The sequence below is a fragment of the Blastococcus sp. SYSU DS1021 genome, from assembly GCF_054050995.1.
Genome location: NZ_JBJHAL010000026.1, coordinates 18,316 through 39,302, shown reverse-complemented (window position 1 = coordinate 39,302; position 20,987 = coordinate 18,316). Strand labels below are relative to the sequence as shown.

The window sequence follows — 20,987 nt, the reverse complement described above, 5'->3', positions numbered from 1 at the left end:
AGGTGGTGAAGGAGGTCAGGAGGAGCGCTGGGCGCGGCGCAGGCCGTGGTACCAGGCGAGCTGCCGGCTCTCGACGATCCGGAACAGCAGGGCCAGCAGGAAGCCGAGCAGGCCGAGCATGAGCATGCCCGCCCAGGTCTCCGCGATGGCGAAGCTGCGCTGGGCCTGGACGACGGCGTAGCCGAGCCCGTTGGTCGCGGCGAAGAGCTCGCTGATGACCATGAGGATGATCGCGACCGAGAGCCCCTGGCGGAGCCCGGCGAAGATCTGCGGGCTGGCGCTGGGCAGCACCAGGCGGCGCAGCCGGGACCAGCCGCGGAGGCCGTACACGCGGCCGGTGTCGCTGAGCACCTCGTCGACGGCGCGCACGCCCTCGACGGTGTTCAGCAGGATCGGCCACATGCAGCCGAAGGCGATGACGACGATCTTCATGCCGTCGCCGAGGCCGAACAGCAGGATGAAGATGGGCACCAGCACCGGCGGCGGGATGGCCCGGAAGAACTCGAACACCGGCTCGGTCACCGCCCGCACCGTGCGGGAGGTGCCGATGAGCACGCCGAGGGCCAGGGACACCGCGACGGCCAGGGCGTAGCCGGCCGCCAGGCGGTAGAGGCTCGGCCAGACGTCGGCGGCCAGGCGCGGGCCGAACCACTCCTCGACCATGCTCTCGAGGATCTCCGACAGCGGCGGGAAGAAGAAGTTGGTGCTCCCGGCGCTGGCGAACCACCAGGCGGTGAGCAGGATGACCGGCAGGCCGAGGGTCATCGCCACGCGACGCAGCACGCTCATGCCGCCACCTCCGCTCGCTGGGACGGGTGCCACGACAGCGCCCGCCGTTCGACGGCCCGGAAGACCAGGTTGACGATCACGCCGAGGATCCCGGTGACGACGACGATCGCGTAGGTGGCCGCCACCGCGCCACTGCTCTGCGCGTTGTTGAGCAGCTGCCCCAGGCCCGGGGTGCCGATGACGAGCTCGGCGGTGACCGCGAGGATCAGCGCCACGGCGGCCCCGAGGCGCAGCCCGGTCATCACGTACGGCAGCGCGGTGGCCAGGTGACGTGCCGCACCCGCGCCCAGGGGCCCAGCCCGTAGGCGCGCGCGGTGTCCTGCGCGACCGGGTCGACGTCCTGCACGCCGTAGAGGACCTGGATGAGGATCTGCCAGAAGGAGGCGTAGACGACCAGGAGCAGCTCGCTCTCCAGGTCGTTGCCGAACAGCAGGACGGCGATGGGGATCAGCGCCACCGACGGGATCGGGCGCAGGAACTCGATGGTGGAGGCGGTGAACTCGCGGGCGAACCGGAACGTGCCGAGCAGCAGCCCGAGCAGCACGCCGGCCACCGCGGCGATCGCCAGGCCGATCGCCCAGCCCTCGAGGGTGTCCAGGACCGCGGTCCAGAACTCCGGGCGGCCGAACTGCACGAGCAGCTCGGCGCCGATCTCCGAGGACGGCGGGAACCAGCGCCGCGGAACCAGGCCGATCCGCGGCGCGATCTCGACCAGCGCGATCAGCGCGAGCAGGCCCAGCAGCCCCAGGGCCCAGGCCGGCACCTGCCGCCGCCGGCCCGCCTGCGGAGAGCGGGCCGGCGAGGCGGCGGGATCCGCCGACGCCCGGGTGGCGGTCGACCCGGTCACGGCAGCAGGGCGTCCAGATCCGGCGCCTCGTCGAGCAGCCCGTCCTCGACCGCGAGGTCCGCCAGGGTCTGCACCGAGTCGCGGTTGATCTCGGCCGGCCACGCCGGCAGCGTCATCTGCTCGGCGACGGCCGGGTCGATCTGGGTGTACTCGCCGAGGATCTCGCGGACGGCGTCCGGGTTCTCCTGGGCGTACTCCAGCGACTGCGCCATCGCGTCGCTGAAGCACTCGACGGCCTCGGGGTTCTGCTGGGCGTACTGCTGGCTGGTGAAGTACGTGGCCACGGTGAGGTCGTCGGCGGTGTCGACGAAGTTCGACGTGACGACCTGGGCGCCCTCACCGGTCGACAGGGCCAGGAAGGGCTCCACCACCCAGGCGGCGTCGACGTTGCCCTGCTCGAGGGCGGCCGGCATCTCCGGGAACGGCAGCTCGACGAACTGGATGCTGTCCGGGTCGCCACCGGCGGCCCGGACCGACTCGCGCACCGTCGTCGTCCCGATGTTGTTCAGCGTGTTGACCGCCACGGTGCGGCCGGCGAGGTCGGCGGCACCGGTGATGCCGGAGTCCGGGGTGGTGACGACGGCGCCGAAGTCGGCCCCCTGCTCACCGGTCGAGGCGACGCCGTTCGCGACGACCTGCAGCGGCAGGCCCTCGCTGGCGGCGAGCAGCAGCGAGGTGACGTTGCTGAAGCCGAACTGCGACTGGCCGCTGACGACCGCGGGCACGATGGCCGCGCCGCCCTGACCGGTCTCCAGGGTCAGGTCGAGGCCGCACTCCTCGAAGAAGCCCTGCTGGTCACCGAGGTAGATCGGCGCGACGTCGACGATGGGGATGACGCCGACCGACACCTGCTCGAGCCCGCCGCCCTCGCCACCACCGGTGGTGCCGCCCGCCTCCTCGTCGGAGCCGCCGCAGGCGGCGACCAGCATCAGCGGCGCGGTGACGAACGCAGCGACGGTGCGGCGCATGAGATCTCCTTCGATGACGACCGAGCGTCACATGTGTTCGCTATGCGAACGCATGTGTGCGATGTGAACGGAGGAACGCTGACACGTGAGCGCCGTCACGTCAAACGGTCGTGACCGTGCCGTATCCGTGCGCATACCGCACTCGCGTTCCCGATGCGCACCGTACAGTGATGCCGCTCACCACCGATCCGACCGAAGGAGCGCCGTGACCTCCGTGCCCGACGAGCGGCCGGTGCCCGTCCGGGACGGCACCTTCGTGCAGTCCCTCGACCGCGGTCTCGCCGTCATCCGCGCCTTCGACGCCCAGCACCCGAGGCTCCAGCTGAGCGAGGTCGCCCGCGCCACCGGGCTCACCCGGGCGGCCGCCCGCCGCTTCCTGCTCACGCTGGTGCAGCTGGGCTACGTGCGCGCCGACGGCCGGGAGTTCTCGCTGCGCCCCCGGGTCCTGGAGCTGGGCTACTCCTACCTGTCCGGGCTCACCCTGCCCGAGGTCGCGCAGCCGCACCTGGAGGCGCTGGTCGCCCGGGTCGAGGAGTCCTCCTCCCTGTCGGTGCTCGACGGCGACGACGTCGTCTACGTGGCGCGGGTGCACACCAAGCGCATCATGACCGTGATGATCACCGTCGGCACCCGCTTCCCGGCCCACGCCACGTCCATGGGCCGGGTCCTCCTCGCCGGCCTGCCCGACGAGGAGCTCGACGCCTACCTGGCGCGGGCGGAGCTGCCCGCGCTGACCTCGCGCACCGTCACCGACGCCGCGGAGCTGCGCCGCGTGCTGGCCACCGTGCGGGCGCAGGGCTACGCGATGGTCGACCAGGAGCTGGAGGAGGGGCTGCGCTCGGCCGCCGCACCGGTCCGCGACCGCAGCGGCGCCGTCGTCGCCGCGGTGAACCTCTCGGTCAGCGCCAGCCGCACCTCGCTGGAGCAACTGGAGGACGAGTACGTGCCGCCGCTGCTGGAGACCGCCACCCAGATCGAGCACGACCTCGGCCGCAGCTCCCGGTCGTGACCGGTACCGGCACCCGCACCCGCCCCGCATGGCGGCTGGCCCTGCCGGCCGTGGCGATGGTCCTGGTCGCGCTCTGCCTGCGCGCGCCCTTCGCCGCCGTGGGCCCGCTCCTCGGGGAGCTCGGCGACGAGCTGACGCTCTCCACGGGCGCGCTCGCCGTCGTCACCGCCCTGCCGCTGGTCTGCTTCGGGCTCATCTCACCGTTCGCCCCCGCTCTCGCCGGCCGCGTCGGCGTGCACCGCGCCGTGCTGCTCGGCGTCGCCCTCCTGGCGATCGGGATCCTGCTGCGACTGGCCGCCACGCCCGGGCTCTACGTGGGCACCGTGCTGCTCACCGGGGGCATCGCCATCGCCAACGTGCTGCTGCCCGCGGTCGCGCGTGCGGAGTACGGCGCGCGCAGCGCGGTGGTCGTGGGGATGATCGTCGCCTCCATGGCGGCGTCCGCCAGCATCGGGGCCGGGCTGGCGCAACCGCTGGCCGCCGCGGCCGGCAGCGCCGTGGTCGGCCTGCTGCTGTGGGGCGTGCCGGTGCTGGCCGCCCTGGTCGCCGTGGCCGCGCTCGCCCGTGCTCGGCGCGACGTCCCCCCTCCGCCGCCCGCCCCCTCGGGCGCCCGCACCGCGGTGCTGCGCGACCGGGTGGCGCTGGCCGTCACGCTGTTCTTCGGGCTCCAGTCGCTCTCGTTCTACGCGATGCTGACCTGGCTGGCCGACATCCTCCAGGCCGAGGCCGGCGTCTCCCCAGTCGCGGCCGGCGGCCTGCTGGCGCTCGCCGCCGCGCTGGGCGTCCCCGCCTCCCTGGTGGTCCCGCCGCTGGCCGCGCGGCGCCCCGGCCAGCAGGGGTGGGTGCTGGTCGGCACCGTGCCGGTGATCGTGGCGATCGTGGGGCTGCTCGTGGCCCCGGCCGCGGCCCCGCTGCTGTGGACGCTGCTCTACGGCATCGGCACGGGAGCGGCCTTCCCGCTGGCCATGGCGCTGATCCTGCAGCGCACCCGCGACGTCGCCCAGACCGGCCGGCTGTCCGCGTCGGCGCAGAGCGTGGGCTACCTGCTGGCCGCCACCGGCCCGCTGGGCGTCGGCCTGCTGCACGAGGCCACCGGGGAGTGGGTCCCGGGGCTGCTGCTCCTGCTGGTCGTGGTCCTGGGTCAGACGGCCGTCGGGATCGCCGCGGCCCGCCCCCGGCTGGTCGGCCCCGCCGTCTGACCCCGACCCTCAGGGGTCGGCGGTGACGCCCTCCGGGGTCTTCGTCACCGGGGTGCCGGCGACGCCGTGCAGGTGGCATGCGGCCAGCTGGCCGGGCGACCCGGCCGGCTGCAGCGCCGGGTCGACGTCGTCGCACGGCTCGAAGACGTACGGGCAGCGGGTGCGGAACCGGCAGCCCGAGGGGACGTCGGAGGGCGAGGGGACGTCGCCGTGCAGCACGATCCGCTCCCGCGCCCGCTCCTGCGCCGGGTGCGGCACGGGCACCGCCGACAGCAGCGCCTGCGTGTACGGCATCTGCGGCTCGCTGCCCACGGCGGCCGCGGGCCCGATCTCCACGATCCGCCCCAGGTACATGACCGCGATCCGGTCGGAGATGTGCCGGACGGCGGAGAGGTCGTGGGAGATGAACAGCAGGGTGAGCCCCAGCTGCCGCTGCAGCCGGCGCAGCAGGTTGAGCACCTGGGCCTGCACGCTCACGTCGAGGGAGGCGATCGCCTCGTCGCAGACCAGGAAGTCCGGCTCCCCCGCCAGCGCCCGGGCGATGCCGACGCGCTGGCGCTGCCCACCGGAGAACTCGTGCGGGTAGCGCCCGGCCACCACCGGGTCCAGGCCCACGAGCTCCAGCAGCTCGCCCACCCGCGCCGCGCGTTCGCGCTTGCCCGAGCGCAGGCCGTGCACCTCCAGCGGCTCGCTCACCGTCTGGGCCACGGTGCGCCGCGGGTCGAGGGAGGCGAACGGGTCCTGGAACACCATTCCGGCCCGGCGGCGCATCTCCTTGAGACCGCGGCGGTCCAGCGAGGTGACGTCGGTGCCGTCGAAGGTGATCGTCCCCCCGGTCGGCGGCACCAGCCGCAGCAGCGCGTTGCCCAGCGTCGACTTCCCGCAGCCGGACTCCCCCACCAGGCCCAGGGTCTCGCCGCGCAGGATGTCCAGGTCGACGCCGTCGACGGCGCGCAGCACGCTCGCGGGCGCCCGGCGCAGGCCGCCGCCCCCGACGGGGAAGTGCACCTCCAGGCCGCGGGCGGAGACCAGCACGTCCTCGCTCATGCCGGGCTCCCCCCGTCCGTGCCCTCGGTGCACCAGGTGGCCGCGCGGTGCGGCAGCCCCGCGCCCTTCCCCGACCCTTCGCCGGCGTAGGCGCTCGACGCGGTCGCGCCCGCCGGCCCGCCGGCCGCGGTGCGGGAGACGACCGCCAGCGGCGGCTGCTCCGTCTCGCAGCGCGGATCGGCCCGCACCGGGCAGCGCGGCCAGAACACGCAGCCCGGCGGCAGGTCGGTGGGGGGCGGCGGCAGACCCGGGATCGCGGTCAGCTCGGGCACCTCGCCGTCGGGGCCCACCGGTGCGGCCAGGTCGGGCAGCGAGCCCAGCAGCCCACGGGTGTAGGGGTGTGCCGGGCGCTCCAGGACGTCGTCGACAGTGCCGTCCTCCACGCACCGGCCGCCGTACATGACCAGCACCCGGTCGGCGATCCCGGCGACCACACCGAGGTCGTGGGTGATCCAGATGACGCCGGTGCCGTGCTCGGCCTGCAGCTTCTCGACCAGGTCGATGATCTGCGCCTGCACCGTGACGTCGAGCGCGGTGGTCGCCTCGTCGGCGATCAGCAGCGACGGGGAGTTGCTCAGCGCGATCGCGATGACCACCCGCTGGCGCATGCCGCCCGACAGCTCGTGCGGGTAGCGGTCCAGCGCCTTCTCGGGATCGGGCAGGCCGACCTCGCGGAGCAGGTCCGCCGCGCGGGTCCGGGCGTCGGCCTTGGAGACGTCGCCGTGCGCCCGGATGCCCTCGACCAGCTGCCGGCCGATGGTGAGCACCGGGTTCAGCGAGGTCATCGGGTCCTGGAACACCATGCCGGCGCCCGGGCCGCGCACCTGGCGCAGCCGCTCGGGTGACATGGTCAGCAGGTCCTCGCCCTGCAGCAGCGCCCGGCCGGTCACCGTCGCCACCCGGGCGGGGAGCAGGCCGAGCAGCGCCAGCACCGAGACGCTCTTGCCGCTGCCGGACTCCCCGACCACGGCGACCGTCTCCCCCGCGCCGACGGTGTAGCTCAGCCCGTTGACGACGTCGGCCGGCCCGCGCGGGGTGCGCAGCCGCACCCGCAGGTCCTCGACCTCCAGCACCGGCTCGCCGCTCACTTGCCACCCCCGGCCATCAGGGTGCGCTGCCGCGGGTCCAGCGCGTCGCGGAGCCCGTCGCCGAGCAGGTTGAAGCAGAGCACGGTCAGGAAGATCGCCATCCCCGGGAAGAACGCCAGCCACCAGGCCAGGTCGATGTAGCCGCGTCCCTCGGCCAGCATCAGCCCCCACGAGGGGTTGGGCGGCTGGGTGCCCAGACCGAGGAACGACAGCGCCGCCTCGGCCAGCACCGCGAACGCCAGGCTGATCGAGGTCTGCACGATGATCGGCGGCGCGGCGTTCGGCAGGATGTGCCGGGTGAGGATCCGCCAGTCCGAGGCCCCCACCGACCGCGACGCCCGCACGTAGACCTCCTCGCGCACGCCCAGCACGCTCGCGCGGGTGACCCGGGCGAAGATCGGCGTGTAGACGATCCCGATCGCCAGCGCGGTGTTGCCCGACCCGGGTCCGCGGACGGCGAGGACGGCGATCGCCAGCAGCACGGCGGGGAACGCGAAGAGCATGTCCATGAACCGCATCAGGACGTCGTCGATCCACTTGCCGTAGTAGCCGGCGAGCAGGCCGATCAGGGTGCCGACGACGAGCGCGAAGCCGACGGCGAGGAAGCCCACCCGCAGCGACACCGAGGCGCCGAGGATGACCCGGCTGAGGATGTCCCGGCCGAGGTCGTCGGTGCCGAACGGGTGCTCCCAGCTGGGCGACTGGAGCCGGTCGGTCACCGAGATCTCGTTGGCCCCCTCCGGGGCGAACGTGTCGTCGAAGAAGGCCACGACCACGATCAGCAGCAGGACCACCGAGGCGATTGCCGCCGTCGGGTTGCGCGCCAGCAGGCCGAGCGTCTCCCGCCAGCGCGGGCGGGCCGGGCGCAGCGTGGGCGGCGCCGACCGCGACTCCCGCTGCGGCGATCCGCCCGGGGGCTCCTCGGGGGCCTCCGGGCGGCGCTCGCCGCTCGGCTCCTGGTAGGGCGGCGGCCCGGGGGTCGGCTGGATGCTCATCGGCGGATCCGCGGGTCGATGGCGGTGTAGAGGAGGTCGACGACGAGGTTGATCACCAGGAAGACCAGCGCGAACAGCAGGATGGCGCCCTGCAGCACCGGGTAGTCGCGGGCCTGCACCGCCTGCAGGGCCAGCTGACCCAGCCCCGGCCAGGAGAAGACGATCTCCACGACGACCACCCCCGACAGCAGGTAGGCCAGCTGCACGCCGGTCACCGTGACCAGTGGCAGCAGGGCGTTGCGGAGCACGTGCCAGGAGAAGACCTGCCGCTGCGGCAGCCCCTTGGCCTGCGCCGTCCGCACGTGGTCGGCGCCCAGGGCCTCCAGCATGCTGGACCGGACGAACCGGGTGATCACCGAACCGGAGACCACGCCGGTCACCAACGCCGGCATGAGCAGCCGCTGGAACCAGGCTCCGGGGTCCTCGCTGAGCGGCACGTACCCGCCCGAGGGCAGCCAGCCCAGCGTCCCGGCGAAGACCAGGATCAGCACGATCCCCATCCAGAAGTCGGGCACCGAGATGCCGAACTGGCTGATCACGGTGGCGACCCGGTCGACGAGCGAGCGCGGGCGCAGCGCCGAGATCGTGCCCAGCGGGATGGCGATGAGCAGGGCGACCAGGATCGCGGCGAACGCCAGCGTCAACGTGGCCGGCAGCCGCTCGGCGATCTGGGAGGTCACCGTCTCGCCGCTGCGGAAGCTGACCCCCAGGTCCCCGGTCAGGGCCCGGCCGAACCAGCCGAAGAACTGCTCGACCAGCGGCTGGTCCAGCCCCGACCGCTCGCGGAGGGCGTCGTAGCTCTGCTGCGAGAAGCGGGTGCCCAGGGCGAGCCGCACCGGATCGCCCGGTACGAGGTGCACCAGGCCGAACACGATGACGCTCACTCCGGCGAGGACGACCGCCGACTGGCCGATCCGCCGGAGGACGTAGCCGGTCAGGGCAACTCCACGCCTTCGAAGTTGATCGCCTTGTCGGCGCGGATCTCGTACCCGGACAGCCCCGGCGCCCAGGCCTGCACGACGTCAGGGTTGTAGAGGTACACGTAGGAGACGTCGTCGACGATGAGCTGCGCCGCCTGGTCGTAGAGGTCCTTGCGGGTGTCCTCGTCGGTCTCCGTCGACGCCTCGGTGAGCAGCCGGTCCACCTCGGGGTTGCTGTAGCCCTGGTAGTTGTTCGAGCCGTCGGTGATGTGCTGCGAGTGGTAGTAGTCGAACGGGTCGATGTTGCCCAGCCAGCCGAGCATGAAGGCGTCGAAGTCGCCCTGGCTCTGCCGGTCCAGCCAGGTCGCGAAGTCCACGGTCTGGACGTCCACGTTGATCCCGATCGGCTGCAGCTGGCTGGCGATGACCTGCGCGGCGGTGACGGTCTCGGGGAACTCGTCGGTGACCATCAGGCCCATCGTGATGGGCGTCTGGACGCCGGCCTGCTCCAGCAGCGCCTGCGCCTCCTCGGCGCTCGGCTCGAACGGGGCGTAGTCGTAGTAGTAGAAGCTGTCCTCGGGGATGGCGGTCTGGTTGGGCTGCGCCGCCCCGAACCGGGCCGCCTCGGTGACCGCGGCGCGGTCGATGGCGGTGGCGATCGCCTGCCGCACCTGCGGGTTGCCGAAGGGCTCCCGGTCGTAGTTCATGCTCATGTACCAGTAGTCGACGCTGGGCGTGGTGGCCAGCTCGACGGCGTCGTCGCCCTCCAGCGACTCGATCTGCTGCGGCGGGATGTTGTCGGTCCACTGCACCTCGCCGTTCTGCAGCGCGGTGAGCGCCGCGGCCGGCTCGGTGATGTAGCGGAACTCGACCCCGTCGAGCGTGGGCTCCTGGCCCCAGTACTCGTCGAACCGGGTCAGCACCGTGCTGCTCGCGTCCGAGCTCTCCAGCTGGAACGGGCCGGTGCCGACCGCCTCGGTGTTGAGGTCGAACTCCTCGGCCGCGCCCTCGGGCAGGATCGCCATGCCCTTGAAGCCGCCGATCAGCGCCGGCAGGTTGGGCGTCGGCTGGCTGACGGTGATCTCGACGGTCTGCGGATCGGCCGCCTCGACCGACTCCACGTTGGCGAACCGGTACGAGTTGGCGAGCTCCTCGTCGATGATCCGGTTGTACGAGTAGACGACGTCGGCGGCGTCGAACTCGCTGCCGTCGTGGAACGTGACGCCCTCGCGGAGGGTGAACGTCCAGGTCAGCCCGTCCTCGCTGGTCTCCCAGCTCTCGGCCAGGCTGGGCTCCATCGTCAGGTCGTCGGCGGCCGGGACGACGAGGGTGTCGTAGACGTTCTCCAGGATCTGGAACGCCGGGTAGGCCGTCGTCGTGTGCGGGTCGAGCTTGTCGGGCTGCGCGCTCACCGCGGCCACGAGCACGTTGTCCCCGCCGCCGCCACCGCCGCCACCGGTGTCGACGCTCTCCCCACCGCCGCCGCAGGCGGAGAGGGCGAGCGCGCCGACGGCGCCCAGGGACAGGAGTCGGGTGGTGCGCACGGGAACCTCCGGGGTCGGGGCAGGTCGTCCACCTCCGACCTTGACCCCGTCGCTGCCGGCCGACAACCCGAACCGACCGCTGAGCAGGATCGTTGCCTGTTCGAGACATCCTGGCCGTGGCCCGCCAGACTCACCCCGTGGAGCTCACCTGCCGTCGCCTGACACTGCGCCTGCGCGACACGTTCACCATCGCCCGCTCGTCGGTGGACACCGAGGAGGTGCTCGTGGTCGAGGTCGCCGACGGGGGCGTCCGCGGGTACGGCGAGGGCGCGCCGGTGGCCTACTGGGGCGAGTCGGTGCCCGCGATGGCCGACGCCGTCGCCGCGGACGGGCGCGCGCTGCTCGGCGACGACCTGCGCGACCTGGAGGGCATCGCCCGCCGGCTGCGCGCCTGGGACGGCCCGCAGGGCGCGAAGATGGCCCTCGACGGGGCGGTGCACGACTGGGTGGGCCGCCGCTACGGCCTGCCGGTCTGGCGGTTGCTGGGGCTGGACGGGGTGCTCCCGCCGACGAGCTTCACCATCGGGATCACGACCGTGGCCGACACCGCCGCCCGGGTCCGGCGCGCCCCCGGCTTCGCCGTCTACAAGGTGAAGGTGGGCGGGCCGGAGGACCTCGCCCGGCTGGAGGCCATCCGGTCGGTCACCGACGCCCCGCTGCGGATCGACGGCAACGAGGGCTGGACCCTCGACCAGGCCCGCGACCTCCTGCCGCGGCTGCGCGAGCTGGGGGTCGAGATGATCGAGCAGCCGTTCCCGGCAGCCGACCTGGACTCGTTCGCCCGCTACCGCGAGTTGCCCGGCCGGCTCCCGGTCTTCGCGGACGAGGGCTGCAAGGACCTGGCCTCGGTGGCCGGCGTCGCCGGTTACGCGGACGGCATCGTGGTGAAGCTGGCCAAGTGCGGCGGCATCCGCGAGGCCCACCGCATGATCGCCGCGGCGGCCGCGCTGGACCTGCGGGTGATGCTCGGCTGCATGATCGAGTCGCAGCTCGGCATCGCGCAGGCCGCCCAGCTGGGCCCCCTCGCCGATCTGGTCGACCTGGACGGCCACCTGCTGATCAGCGACGAGCCGTTCACCGGCCTGGGCTTGCGGGACGGGCGGCTGGTGCTGCCGGACGCACCGGGGCTCGGGCTCGTCGCGGAGGATGCGACGTGAGCGCCGAACGGCTCGCCGTCCTCACCGGTGGCCAGCTCGCGGAGTCCTACGCCAAGACCGCCCACGGGGTGCTGCGCTACGGCGCCCGTGAGGTCGTGTGCGTGATCGACGACGTCCACGCCGGGCAGCGTGCGGTGGACGTCGTCCCGTTCTGCGCACGCCCCGTGCCGGTCGTCGCCGACGTCGCGGCGGCCCGGGAACTGGGCGCGACGACGGTCCTGCTCGGCGTGGCCCCGCTCGGGGGCCGGCTGACCGACGCCTGGCGGCGGACGCTGCTCGCGGCGCTGCGCCTGGGGATGCACGTCGAGGCGGGGCTGCACACGGATCTGGGCGCCGATCCTGAACTGGCGGCGGCCGCCCGGGCGGCCGGGGTCCGGATCCGGGACCTGCGGGCGGTGCCGGACGACCTCGGGGTGCCGCTTACCGGGCCGGTCGGGGCCCGGGTCGTGCACACGGTGGGCTCGGACTGCGCGATCGGGAAGATGAGCGTCGTCCTGGAGCTCGACCAGGCCGCGCGGGACCGCGGGCTGCGCTCGGTGTTCGTGGCCACCGGGCAGACCGGGGTCGCCATCTCGGGGTGGGGCATGGCGGTGGACCACGTGATCTCCGACTTCGTCGCCGGCGCCGCCGACCGGCTGGTGCGCGAGGGGGCGACCCGTGGTGATCTGCTCTGGCTGGAGGGCCAGGGCTCGATCTACCACCCGGCCTACTCGGGGGTGACGCTCGGCCTGCTGCACGGCTCCTCGGCGGACGCGCTGGTGCTGTGCCACCGGGCCGGGCGCACCGCGATCGCCGACTACCCGGGCACCGCGCTCCCGTCGCTGGGCGAGATCGTGCGCGGCTACGAGCAGGCCGCCGGGTGGGTGCGCCCCGCACGGGTCGCCGCCGTCGCGCTGAACACCGCCGGGCTGGACGACGCCGACGCCCGGGCCGCGGTCGGGGCCGCCGCGGCGGAGACCGGGCTGGTCAGCGACGACGTCGTCCGCTTCGGCGCGACCCGGGTGCTCGACGCCGTGCTGAGCGCGCTCGACCGGGGGTGAGCCGGGTCAGCCGTCGACGGTGACGTCGTTCCAGGGCAGCTGCGGCTCCACCCAGGGGAAGACGACGAAGAGCAGCAGGGCGCAGACGGCGAGCGCCAGCACCAGCGCCTCCAGCGTCTTCGCGCCCCTCCCGCCGGGCAGGGAACGCCAGATCCAGCCGTACATCGCAGCCTCCTCGGTCAGCTCTCGCGCAACGCCGGCGGGCCGTCGGGCATCTCCGCCTTGGGGATGCCCGCGCCGTCGAGCTCCGCGTGGATGATCAGCCGCTGCTTCGCGGAGAACCGCGGGTGGCAGGTCGTGAGCGTGAGGTAGGAGCCCGTCGGCCCGACGGCGACATCGGCGTTCGGCGTCGGGGCGATGACCGAGACGTCGCTCGGGCTGACGATCTGCATGCCGGGGATCCCGCTGGGGTCGGCGTCGACGTCGCCGGTCGCCGGGTCGCCCAGCACCCGGTACACGAACCAGGTGTCGGCGGTCTCCACGACGATCGGGTCGCCGGCGCGCATCGCGTCCAGCTCCAGGAAGGGCGAGCCCTTGCCCACGCGGTGGCCGGCCAGCGCGACGTTGCCGGGCTCACCGGGCATCGCCGTGTCGGCGTAGTGGCCCGGGCCCTGCGAGAGCTCGTTCTCGGTGGTCCCCTCGAGGATGACGCGCGCGTAGTCCTCGCCCAGCCGCGGGATCCGCAGGACGCCGAACGCGTCCCCGATCTCCACCTGGACCAGGCCGGCGTCGGCGGGGGCGTCCTCCCAGCGCTCCTGCAGCTCGGCGCTGAGCTGGCCCTGCCGGCGGTCGGTGAGCAGGTCGGTGACGTACACCTCGTAGACGACGAACAGGAGCAGCACCAGACCGGCCGTCACGAACAGCTCGCCGATGCCGCGGGACACCACCTGCCACCGCGGTTCGCGGCGCCGGGGGCCGCCGGCCGGCTCCTCGCCGTCGTCGTCCCACGACGGGTCGTCCCAGGACTGGTCGTCCCAGGAGCCATCGACCGAGGTGCCGCCGTCCGAGGGGATGTCGTCCCAGGACCCGTCGTCCGAGACGAGCTGGTCCCAGTGCTCGTCCCACGGCCCGTCGTCCCACGGGCGTTCGGCCGAAGGGGCGTCGGCGACGGTGCCCGCCGGGCTGCCACCCCCGGCCGGGCGCGCGCCGTACCGCGGCGCGGCGGCGCGACTGGATACCGGCGGTACGGGCGGGCGACCGAGCACCGGCACCACGTCGGGCTCGGCGACGCGGTCCCACCGCTGCGTGGGACGGGTGTCGTCCTCGCGCCGTCCCCGGTCCGGGTCCGCCATACCGTGCCCCCGGTCGTCGGCCTGCGTGCACGCCCGTGGCGCGCCTCGCCAGATGTTAAGTGACGGAACAGGTGCTCAGCGTGATCCGACGCGCCGTGGGACGCCGGAGGCCCGGGCCCGCCGGTGAGGGCGGGACCCGGGCCCCAGATGCGTCGTGCGGCCGTACGGATCAGGCGGCGCGACGGCGGGCGGCACGCAGCAGCGCGCCACCCGCGGCGAGCGCCACCAGTCCGCCCACCACCGGCACGGCGATGTCGGCACCGGTGGAGGCCAGCGTGGTGCCGGCGCCGGTGGGCGCCGTCGTCTCGTCCTCGGCGGGTGCGGCGACGGTGACGTCCAGGCGGAGGAAGCGCTCCGTGCCGTCCGGCGCGAAGCCGGAAGCCACCAGGCTGTGCTGGCCCGCCGCGAGATCGGCCGGCACGGTCACCGCCGTGCGGAAGTCGCCGTTGCCATCGGTGGTCGCGGTCCCCAGCAGCCGCGGCTCGGAGTAGATGACGATGGCCACCGTCGAGTTCGGCCGGAAGCCCGTGCCGATGACGACCAGCTCGTCGCCCGGGGCGGCGCTGGTGATGTCACCCTTGTCGGTGGTCAGGGTCAGCGACGTGGTGGGGACCGTGGCCGGCACCCGGGGGGTGTCCGCCTTCTCCTCCGGGGTCGGCTCCGGAGCCGGCGGGGTGCTCGTGACCGGGGCGGACGGCGTGACGGTCAGCGCGTTGCTGATCGCGCCCGGTCCCCGACCACTGGTGGCGCGCACGACCACGATCGCCGGCGTGCCGTTGGTCAGACCCGGGACCGTGCCGGTACGCGCGCCATCCTTGGTCGAGGTCGTGGTCAACGGTGCCCAGGCGTCCTTGTCCACCCGGTACTCCCAACCGGTGACCGCCGTCCCCGTGTCGGTGCCGGGGGTGAAGGCGACCGTGGCCGAGCCGTCGCCCGCGGTCAGGGCCGTCAGCGTCGGAGCGTTCGGCGCGGGGCAGTCGACGTAGTTTCCGCTGACCGAGCCGTTGCCGCCGATCTCACTGACACCGTTCACCGTGGCCGTCCCGGGCGCCAGGTTCGAGCCACCACCGCCACCGGCGCCGTCCTCACCGTCGCTGCCCCCGGCGCCGCCGCCGTAGAGGCCGCCGCCACCACCGCCCGCATTGTGGCCCGTGGCCGCACCACCGACCCCGCCGATGCCGTCGCCGCCCGTCCCGGAGCTCCAGCCGGACGCGCCGCCGGCGCCGGGCGCCGAGGCCGTGCCGCCGGTGCCGCCGAGGACGCCCGCCGACTCGTCGACGCCCTTCACGCCGACCGGGCCGGCGTTCCCCCCGCCGACGTAGTAGCCGCCACCACCGCCGCCGCCGGCGATGATCAGCGGCGAGCCGTCGAGGAGGAGTGCGCTGCGCCCGCCGCCGCCACCGCCGAAGTGACCGTTGCCACCACTGGGCTGACCGCCGCTGCCGCCGCCTAGTCCCTCGAATCCCGGGATGTCGAACGGGGCGCCGCTCTGGCCGGCCACCAGTTCGAAGACCTGGCCGGGGGTCGCGGGCAGGCGGGCCTCGACGCGCCCACCCAAACCGCCGTTGCTGTGGTTGCCGCCGCCACCGGACGCCCCCGACACCACCCAGTCGACGGCGCACACGCCGGCCGGGATGGGCTCCGTCATCGTCGACGCCGACGTGGTGCCCCAGGAGATGTCGGTGGGCAGGTCCGCCTGCGCGACGCCGCCGACCGCGAGAACTGTCGTGGAGAGGCCCATCGCACCGACGGCCACGAGGCCCAGGGCACGACGAGATGGAGACGTGGAACGCACGCCGACCCCCGTGATGATCGAACCCGGGACGCCGGGCGCGGACGCCCGGAGCCGGGCGACGGAGCACGGGACCACGCGCACTCCGGCGCTCCGGTGGCGCAACGCCGCCTGGCACGGGCGTGCCTGCGCGTTACCCGTTCGTGATCCTGGATCGCCGACGACCGGCCGACGCGCTCGTGGATGCAGTCGAAACTGTGCCGAACGCCGTCCGGCGGGTTGTCAGGTCACGGGACGCTCGTCGGGCGCCCGGCGGGTGCCCGACGCCGTCGTCACCACCCTGCCGGGGCGGCGACTCGCGTCACCGGATCTGCACGCCGGAGATCGTGCGGGCGATGACCAGGCGCTGGATCTCCGAGGTTCCCTCGAAGATGGTGTAGATCTTCGCGTCCCGCGCCATGCGCTCGACGGGGTAGTCGCGGGTGTAGCCGTTGCCGCCGAGGATCTGCATCGCCTGCTCGGTGACCCGCACCGCGGTCTCCCCGGCGACGAGCTTGGACATCGAGCCCTCGGCCGCGGTGAACTGCTGCCCGTTGCGCGCCATCCACGCGGCCCGCCAGACGAGCAGGCGGGCGGCGTCGATCCGCGTCCGCATGTCGGCGAGCTGGAAGGCGATCGCCTGGTTCTCGATGATCGGCCGGCCGAACTGCACCCGCTGCTTCGCGTAGTCAAGCGCGTAGTCGTAGGCGGCCCGCGCCACCCCGACGGCCTGCGCGCCGACCGCCGGCCGGGTGCGCTCGAAAGTGGCCATCGAGGGCTGGGTGCGCCCGCTCTTCGCGCCCTCGCGGGCACGGGCGAGGCGCTCCTCCAGCCTCTCCCGCCCGCCGAGCAGGCAGTCACCGGGGATGCGGCACTCGTCGAGGACGACCTCAGCGGTGTGCGAGGCGCGGATGCCGTGCTTCAGGAACTTCTGCCCCTGGCTGATGCCCTTCGTGCCCGGCGGGACGACGAAGCTGGCGTGCCCGCGCGCCTTGAGCTCGGGGTCCACGACGGCGGTGACCACGTGGATGTCGGCGATCCCGCCGTTGGTCGCCCAGGTCTTGGTGCCGGTCAGCACCCACTCGTCGGTCACCTCGTCGTAGACCGCCCGCGTCCGCATGGCGCCGACGTCGGACCCGGCGTCGGGCTCCGAGGAGCAGAAGGCGGCGACCTTCGGCTGGGCTTCCGTGCCGAACATGGCCGGGATCCACTGGCCGACCTGCTCGTCGGTGCCGTTCGCACGCACCGAGGCCGCGGCCAGCGTGGTGCCGACGATCGCCAGCCCGATGCCGGCGTCACCCCAGAAGAGCTCCTCCATGGTGAGCGGGATGCCGAGGCCGGATTCGTCGAACCACTGGGTGGCGAAGAAGTCGAGCGAGTAGAGCCCGATCTTCGCCGCCTCCTGCAGCACCTCCCAGGGGAAGGCCTCCCGCTCGTCGTACTCGGCGGCCGCCGGGCGGACGACGGTCGCGGCGAACTCGTGCACCCACTTCTGCAGCTCGACCTGGTCCTCGGTGAGCTCGAACGACACGGCCATGCGGGTTCTCCTGTCAGTGCAGCCCGTTGATCATCGGCATCTGGTGGCCGTCACCGGCGTGTCGACCGGTCATTCGCCGATGATCGACGACGGAAAGAGCCCCTGGTCAGCGCGGACGGATGGTCCCGACCAGGTGTTCGGTGCCGGAGTTCGCGTTGCGGACGGCAGCATCCCAGCCGCCGTCGGCCTGCGCGGTGGCGAGGGTGACCGTCGAGGGCAGGAACAGCGGCTTGCGGAAGGCGACGTCGACGCCGAACGCCTCGGGCAGCCGGTTGCCCACCGCCGCCAGCACGCGGGCCTTCACCCACATGCCGTGCGCGATCGCCCGCTTGAAGCCGAACGCCTTCGCGGTGAGCCCCGAGAGGTGGATCGGGTTCACGTCGCCGGAGACCGTGGCGTACCGGCGGCCGGCGTCGGCCGGGACCCGCCAGGTGGCGACCGGGCGCTCCAGGTCCCCCACCGCTACCGTCACATCGCTTTCCGGTGCACCCTCGGGAGCGCTGGCTCCCCGCGCCAGGTACGTCGAGCGGCTCCGCCAGACCTCCTCGCCGCCGGCCGAGACCGACGCGCACAGGTCGACGGTCGCCCCGCGTGGATGGCGGGCGAACCGCTCCGCCCACACCCCGAGGTCGAGCGCCTCGGTGACGCCGACCGGCCGCAGCACGTCGATCCGGTTGCGCACGTGCACCAGCCCGGGCAGGGCGAGCGGGAACGCGCGGTCGGTCATCAGCGCCGTCTGCAGCGGGAAGGTGAGCACGTGCGGGTAGGTCGCCGGCAGCGAGTCCGTCAGCGGGAACCCGCAGACGCGCGCGTAGTCGGCGAGGTGCGCGCCGTCCACCGCCACCCCGGTGCGCGCCAGCCGGGTGTTCGGCAGCTCCCCGCCCCGGCCGCGCGCGGTGAGCGCCGCCTTCGCGAACAGCGCCGCCATGTTCGGCGGCCCGTCGAACTCCGTCGTCGCCACCTCAGGCCCCCAGCATCGACTGGCCGCAGACCCGCACGGTCTGCCCGTTGACCCCGGCGCTGGCCGGCTGCGACAGCCAGGCGATCGTCTCGGCGACGTCGACCGGCAGCCCGCCCTGCTGCAGCGAGTTGATCCGCGAGCCGATCTCCCGGGTGCCGAAGGGCATCTTCGCCGTCATCTCGGTGACGATGAAGCCCGGCGCGACGGCGTTGATCGTGGCGTTCCGGCCGGCGAACTCCGGCGCCCAGGCGCGCACCATGCCGATGACGCCGGCCTTGCTCGCCGCGTAGTTGGTCTGGCCACGGTTGCCCGCGATGCCCGACTGCGAGGAGACGCAGACGACGCGGGCGCCGGGCCTGAGCGCGCCCTCGGCGTCCAGCAGCGCCTGGGTGATGTCCAGCTGCGCCTGCAGGTTCACCGCCATCACCGAGTTCCAGCGCGCGGCGTCCATGTTGACCAGCAGCTTGTCGCGGGTGATCCCGGCGTTGTGCACGACGACGTCGACCCCGCCGTGCCGCGCGACGAGCTGCTGCACCAGCCGCGGGCCGGCGTCCTCGGCGGTGATGTCCAGCGCCACGGCCGTGCCGCCGATCTCGTTCGCGACCTTCGCCAGCTGCTCCCCCGCGGCCGGGACGTCGACGGCCACCACGTGGGCGCCGTCCCGGGAGAGCACCTTCGCGATCGCCGCGCCGATGCCACGCGCGGCGCCGGTGACGACGGCGACCTTGCCGGCCAGCGGCTTCTCCTCGTCGGGGTTGGCCGGGACGTCGGCCGGCGAGACGGTGAGCAGCTGCCCGTCGACGTAGGCCGAGCGGCCGGAGAGGAAGAACCGCAGCGGGCTCGCCAGCGACGCCTCGGCGCCCTCGGGAACGAACAGGGCGTTGGCCGTCGACCCGTTCAGCAGCTCCTTGCCGATGGAGCGGACCAGTCCGTCCACCGCCTGGCGGGCCGCCGCCTGCGCCGGGGAGCCGGCGTCCGACGGCGGGTCGGCCAGGACCAGCACCCGGCCGGAGGCGCGCAGCCGCTTGATCGCCGGGGCCAGGAAGTCGTGTGCGCTGGCCAGGTCGGCCGGCCCGGTCAGCCCCGTCGCGTCGAGGACGACCGCGCCGAGCTTCTCGCCGTCGGTGCCGCCGTCGGCGGTGACCGGCGACTGCACCGTCACCCCGGCGTCCCGGAGGACGGCGGTGACCGTGTCGCGCAGCCGGCCCTGGCCGGCGGAGCCGACCACCACCGGCCCCGGCAGCAGCGGCTGCCCGGGCTCGTAGCGGCGCAGCTCCGCCGGCCGCGGCAGGCCGAGCTGCTTGGTGATCGTGGTGCCGAAGCCGGAATTGGCGAAGTTCGTGTACCAGTCAGCCATTGTTCAGTGCCTCCAGGAAGGGGATCGGGAGCGCCTGCCCACCGCTGCGGCCACCCGAGCGGACGTGCAGCCGGGCCGTGGCGCGGCTGCACGTCCGGTCGTGCGGGTGGAGCCGGCGAGTGCGCGAGGTCAGGACTCGAGGATGGCGACGATGCCCTGGCCGCCGGCGGCGCAGATGGAGATCAGGCCACGCTTGCCGGGGCCCGCCTCGTGCAGCTGCTTGGCCAGCTGGGCGACGATCCGGCCGCCGGTCGCGGCGAACGGGTGCCCCGCCGCCAGGGACGAGCCGTTGACGTTGAGCTTGGTCCGGTCGATCGAGCCCAGCGGGGCGTCCAGGCCCAGCTTCTCCTTGCAGTAGGCCGGGTCCTCCCAGGCCTTCATCGTCGCGAGCACCGTCGAGGCGAACGCCTCGTGGATCTCGTAGAAGTCGAAGTCCTGCAGGGTCAGCCCGTTGCGGGCCAGCAGCACCGGGACGGCGTAGACCGGCGCCATGAGCAGCCCCTCGCCGCCGTGCACGTAGTCGACGGCGGCGGTCTGCGCGTCGACGAGGTGCGCCAGCACCGGCAGCCCCTTGGCGTCGGCCCACTCGTCGGAGGCCAGCAGCACGGCCGAGGCGCCGTCGGTGAGCGGGGTCGAGTTGCCCGCGGTCATCGTGGCGTCGGGGTCGCCCGTGCCGAACACCGGCTTGAGCTTCGCCAGCTTCTCGACGCTGGAGTCCGGGCGCAGGTTGTTGTCGCGGGCCAGCCCGAGGAACGGCGTCACCAGGTCGTCGAAGAACCCGCGGTCGTAGGCGGCGGCCATGAGCTGGTGCGAGCGGGCGGCGAGCTCGTCCTGCTCCTCGCGGCCGATCCCCCACTCCTTCGCGGTGATCGCGGCGTGGTCGCCCATCGCCAGGCCGGTGCGCGGCTCGGCGTTGCGCGGGATCTCCGGGGCGATCATGCCCGGGCGGATCCGGCCGAGGACCTTGAGCCGGTCCTGCCACGTCCTGGCGTTGTTCAGCGCGATGAGCACGCGGCGCAGGTCCTCGCTGACCGCGAGCGGGGCGTCGGAGGTGGTGTCGACGCCACCGGCGATGCCGGACTCGATCTGCCCCAGCGCGATCTTGTTGGCGACGAGGATCGCCGCCTCCAGCCCGGTGCCGCACGCCTGCTGCACGTCGTACGCCGGGGTGGTCGGCGAGAGCTTGGAGCCCAGCACCGACTCGCGGGTGAGGTTGAAGTCGCGGGCGTGCTTGAGGACGGCGCCGGCCACCACCTCGCCCACCGACTCGCCCTGCAGCCCGAAGCGGGCGACCAGCCCGTCGAGCGTGGCGGTGAGCATGTCCTGGTTCGACGCCTGCGCGTAGGCGGAGTTGGACCGCGCGAACGGGATCCGGTTGCCGCCGACGATCGCGGCCTTGCGGGTGGCCGGGTTCTGGGTAGCCATCGGGACCTCCGAAGTCGGTGGGACTGGCCGGTACCAACAGT

The 20,987-nt window shown here is 73.7% G+C and carries 20 protein-coding genes; 4 read left to right on the top strand and 16 right to left on the bottom strand.

Annotation, left to right across the window (positions count from 1 at the left end):
• Positions 1-15: 15 nt before the first annotated feature.
• Genes ACI8AP_RS17400 through ACI8AP_RS17385 form a run of 4 tightly spaced genes read right to left on the bottom strand, consistent with a single transcriptional unit; the run spans position 16 to position 2,604 of the window.
• Complete coding sequence (locus ACI8AP_RS17400; RefSeq protein ID WP_456590615.1) at positions 16-789, bottom strand: ABC transporter permease; 774 nt, start codon at positions 787-789, stop codon at positions 16-18.
• On the bottom strand, positions 786-1,031 hold the full coding sequence (locus tag ACI8AP_RS17395; protein ID WP_456590614.1) for an ABC transporter permease subunit: 246 nt from the start codon (positions 1,029-1,031) through the stop codon (positions 786-788). The genes ACI8AP_RS17400 and ACI8AP_RS17395 overlap by 4 nt, the downstream gene beginning before the upstream one ends.
• Positions 1,031-1,636, bottom strand: coding sequence for an ABC transporter permease (locus ACI8AP_RS17390; protein WP_456590613.1), 606 nt, complete (start codon positions 1,634-1,636; stop codon positions 1,031-1,033). The genes ACI8AP_RS17395 and ACI8AP_RS17390 overlap by 1 nt, the downstream gene beginning before the upstream one ends.
• Positions 1,633-2,604, bottom strand: a complete 972-nt coding sequence (locus tag ACI8AP_RS17385; RefSeq protein ID WP_456590612.1) for an ABC transporter substrate-binding protein — start codon at positions 2,602-2,604, stop codon at positions 1,633-1,635. Before ACI8AP_RS17385 ends, ACI8AP_RS17390 begins: the two co-directional genes overlap by 4 nt.
• Before the next feature lie 205 nt (positions 2,605-2,809).
• On the opposite strand from ACI8AP_RS17385, the gene ACI8AP_RS17380 reads away from it, so the two are divergent.
• On the top strand, positions 2,810-3,613 hold the full coding sequence (locus tag ACI8AP_RS17380; RefSeq protein ID WP_456590611.1) for an IclR family transcriptional regulator domain-containing protein: 804 nt from the start codon (positions 2,810-2,812) through the stop codon (positions 3,611-3,613).
• Positions 3,610-4,812, top strand: coding sequence for an MFS transporter (locus ACI8AP_RS17375; protein ID WP_456590610.1), 1,203 nt, complete (start codon positions 3,610-3,612; stop codon positions 4,810-4,812). Before ACI8AP_RS17380 ends, ACI8AP_RS17375 begins: the two co-directional genes overlap by 4 nt.
• 9 nt (positions 4,813-4,821) lie before the next feature.
• Here the strand turns inward: ACI8AP_RS17375 and ACI8AP_RS17370 are convergent, their stop codons facing one another.
• From ACI8AP_RS17370 to ACI8AP_RS17350, 5 genes are read right to left on the bottom strand one after another with little or no spacing between them, the layout of a single operon-like run.
• Positions 4,822-5,859, bottom strand: coding sequence for an ABC transporter ATP-binding protein (locus tag ACI8AP_RS17370; RefSeq protein ID WP_456590609.1), 1,038 nt, complete (start codon positions 5,857-5,859; stop codon positions 4,822-4,824).
• Positions 5,856-6,947, bottom strand: coding sequence for an ABC transporter ATP-binding protein (locus ACI8AP_RS17365; RefSeq protein ID WP_456590608.1), 1,092 nt, complete (start codon positions 6,945-6,947; stop codon positions 5,856-5,858). Before ACI8AP_RS17365 ends, ACI8AP_RS17370 begins: the two co-directional genes overlap by 4 nt.
• Positions 6,944-7,942 (bottom strand): ABC transporter permease subunit, encoded by a 999-nt coding sequence (locus tag ACI8AP_RS17360; RefSeq protein ID WP_456590607.1) that lies wholly within the window; start codon positions 7,940-7,942, stop codon positions 6,944-6,946. The genes ACI8AP_RS17365 and ACI8AP_RS17360 overlap by 4 nt, the downstream gene beginning before the upstream one ends.
• Positions 7,939-8,880 carry an ABC transporter permease gene (locus ACI8AP_RS17355; RefSeq protein WP_456590637.1) on the bottom strand — a complete coding sequence of 314 codons (942 nt, stop codon included), beginning with the start codon at positions 8,878-8,880 and terminating at the stop codon, positions 7,939-7,941. Before ACI8AP_RS17355 ends, ACI8AP_RS17360 begins: the two co-directional genes overlap by 4 nt.
• A complete protein-coding gene (locus ACI8AP_RS17350; protein ID WP_456590606.1) occupies positions 8,877-10,406 on the bottom strand; it encodes an ABC transporter substrate-binding protein in 1,530 nt (509 codons plus the stop codon). Before ACI8AP_RS17350 ends, ACI8AP_RS17355 begins: the two co-directional genes overlap by 4 nt.
• A gap of 137 nt (positions 10,407-10,543) precedes the next feature.
• On the opposite strand from ACI8AP_RS17350, the gene ACI8AP_RS17345 reads away from it, so the two are divergent.
• Together ACI8AP_RS17345 and ACI8AP_RS17340 are read left to right on the top strand one after the other, a co-directional pair.
• Entirely contained in the window at positions 10,544-11,563 is a 1,020-nt protein-coding gene (locus tag ACI8AP_RS17345; RefSeq protein ID WP_456590605.1) for a dipeptide epimerase, read from the top strand.
• Positions 11,560-12,603 (top strand): DUF1611 domain-containing protein, encoded by a 1,044-nt coding sequence (locus ACI8AP_RS17340; protein WP_456590604.1) that lies wholly within the window; start codon positions 11,560-11,562, stop codon positions 12,601-12,603. Before ACI8AP_RS17345 ends, ACI8AP_RS17340 begins: the two co-directional genes overlap by 4 nt.
• 6 nt (positions 12,604-12,609) lie before the next feature.
• Here ACI8AP_RS17340 and ACI8AP_RS17335 read toward each other — a convergent pair whose 3' ends face one another.
• The 7 genes from ACI8AP_RS17335 to ACI8AP_RS17305 all read right to left on the bottom strand — a co-directional run bounded on the left by ACI8AP_RS17335 (position 12,610) and on the right by ACI8AP_RS17305 (position 20,946).
• Positions 12,610-12,768, bottom strand: a complete 159-nt coding sequence (locus ACI8AP_RS17335) for a hypothetical protein (RefSeq protein WP_456590603.1) — start codon at positions 12,766-12,768, stop codon at positions 12,610-12,612.
• Between the two features lie 14 nt (positions 12,769-12,782).
• Positions 12,783-13,895, bottom strand: coding sequence for a class E sortase (locus ACI8AP_RS17330; protein WP_456590602.1), 1,113 nt, complete (start codon positions 13,893-13,895; stop codon positions 12,783-12,785).
• Positions 13,896-14,064: 169 nt separating this feature from the next.
• Positions 14,065-15,651 carry a fibronectin type III domain-containing protein gene (locus ACI8AP_RS17325; protein ID WP_456590601.1) on the bottom strand — a complete coding sequence of 529 codons (1,587 nt, stop codon included), beginning with the start codon at positions 15,649-15,651 and terminating at the stop codon, positions 14,065-14,067.
• Between the two features lie 337 nt (positions 15,652-15,988).
• Entirely contained in the window at positions 15,989-17,203 is a 1,215-nt protein-coding gene (locus tag ACI8AP_RS17320) for an acyl-CoA dehydrogenase family protein (RefSeq protein ID WP_456590600.1), read from the bottom strand.
• A gap of 106 nt (positions 17,204-17,309) precedes the next feature.
• Positions 17,310-18,164 (bottom strand): MaoC family dehydratase, encoded by an 855-nt coding sequence (locus ACI8AP_RS17315; protein ID WP_456590599.1) that lies wholly within the window; start codon positions 18,162-18,164, stop codon positions 17,310-17,312.
• Position 18,165: 1 nt separating this feature from the next.
• A complete protein-coding gene (locus ACI8AP_RS17310; RefSeq protein ID WP_456590598.1) occupies positions 18,166-19,521 on the bottom strand; it encodes a 3-oxoacyl-ACP reductase in 1,356 nt (451 codons plus the stop codon).
• 129 nt (positions 19,522-19,650) lie between these two features.
• On the bottom strand, positions 19,651-20,946 hold the full coding sequence (locus ACI8AP_RS17305; protein ID WP_456590597.1) for an acetyl-CoA C-acetyltransferase: 1,296 nt from the start codon (positions 20,944-20,946) through the stop codon (positions 19,651-19,653).
• Between the last annotated feature and the right edge of the window lie 41 nt (positions 20,947-20,987).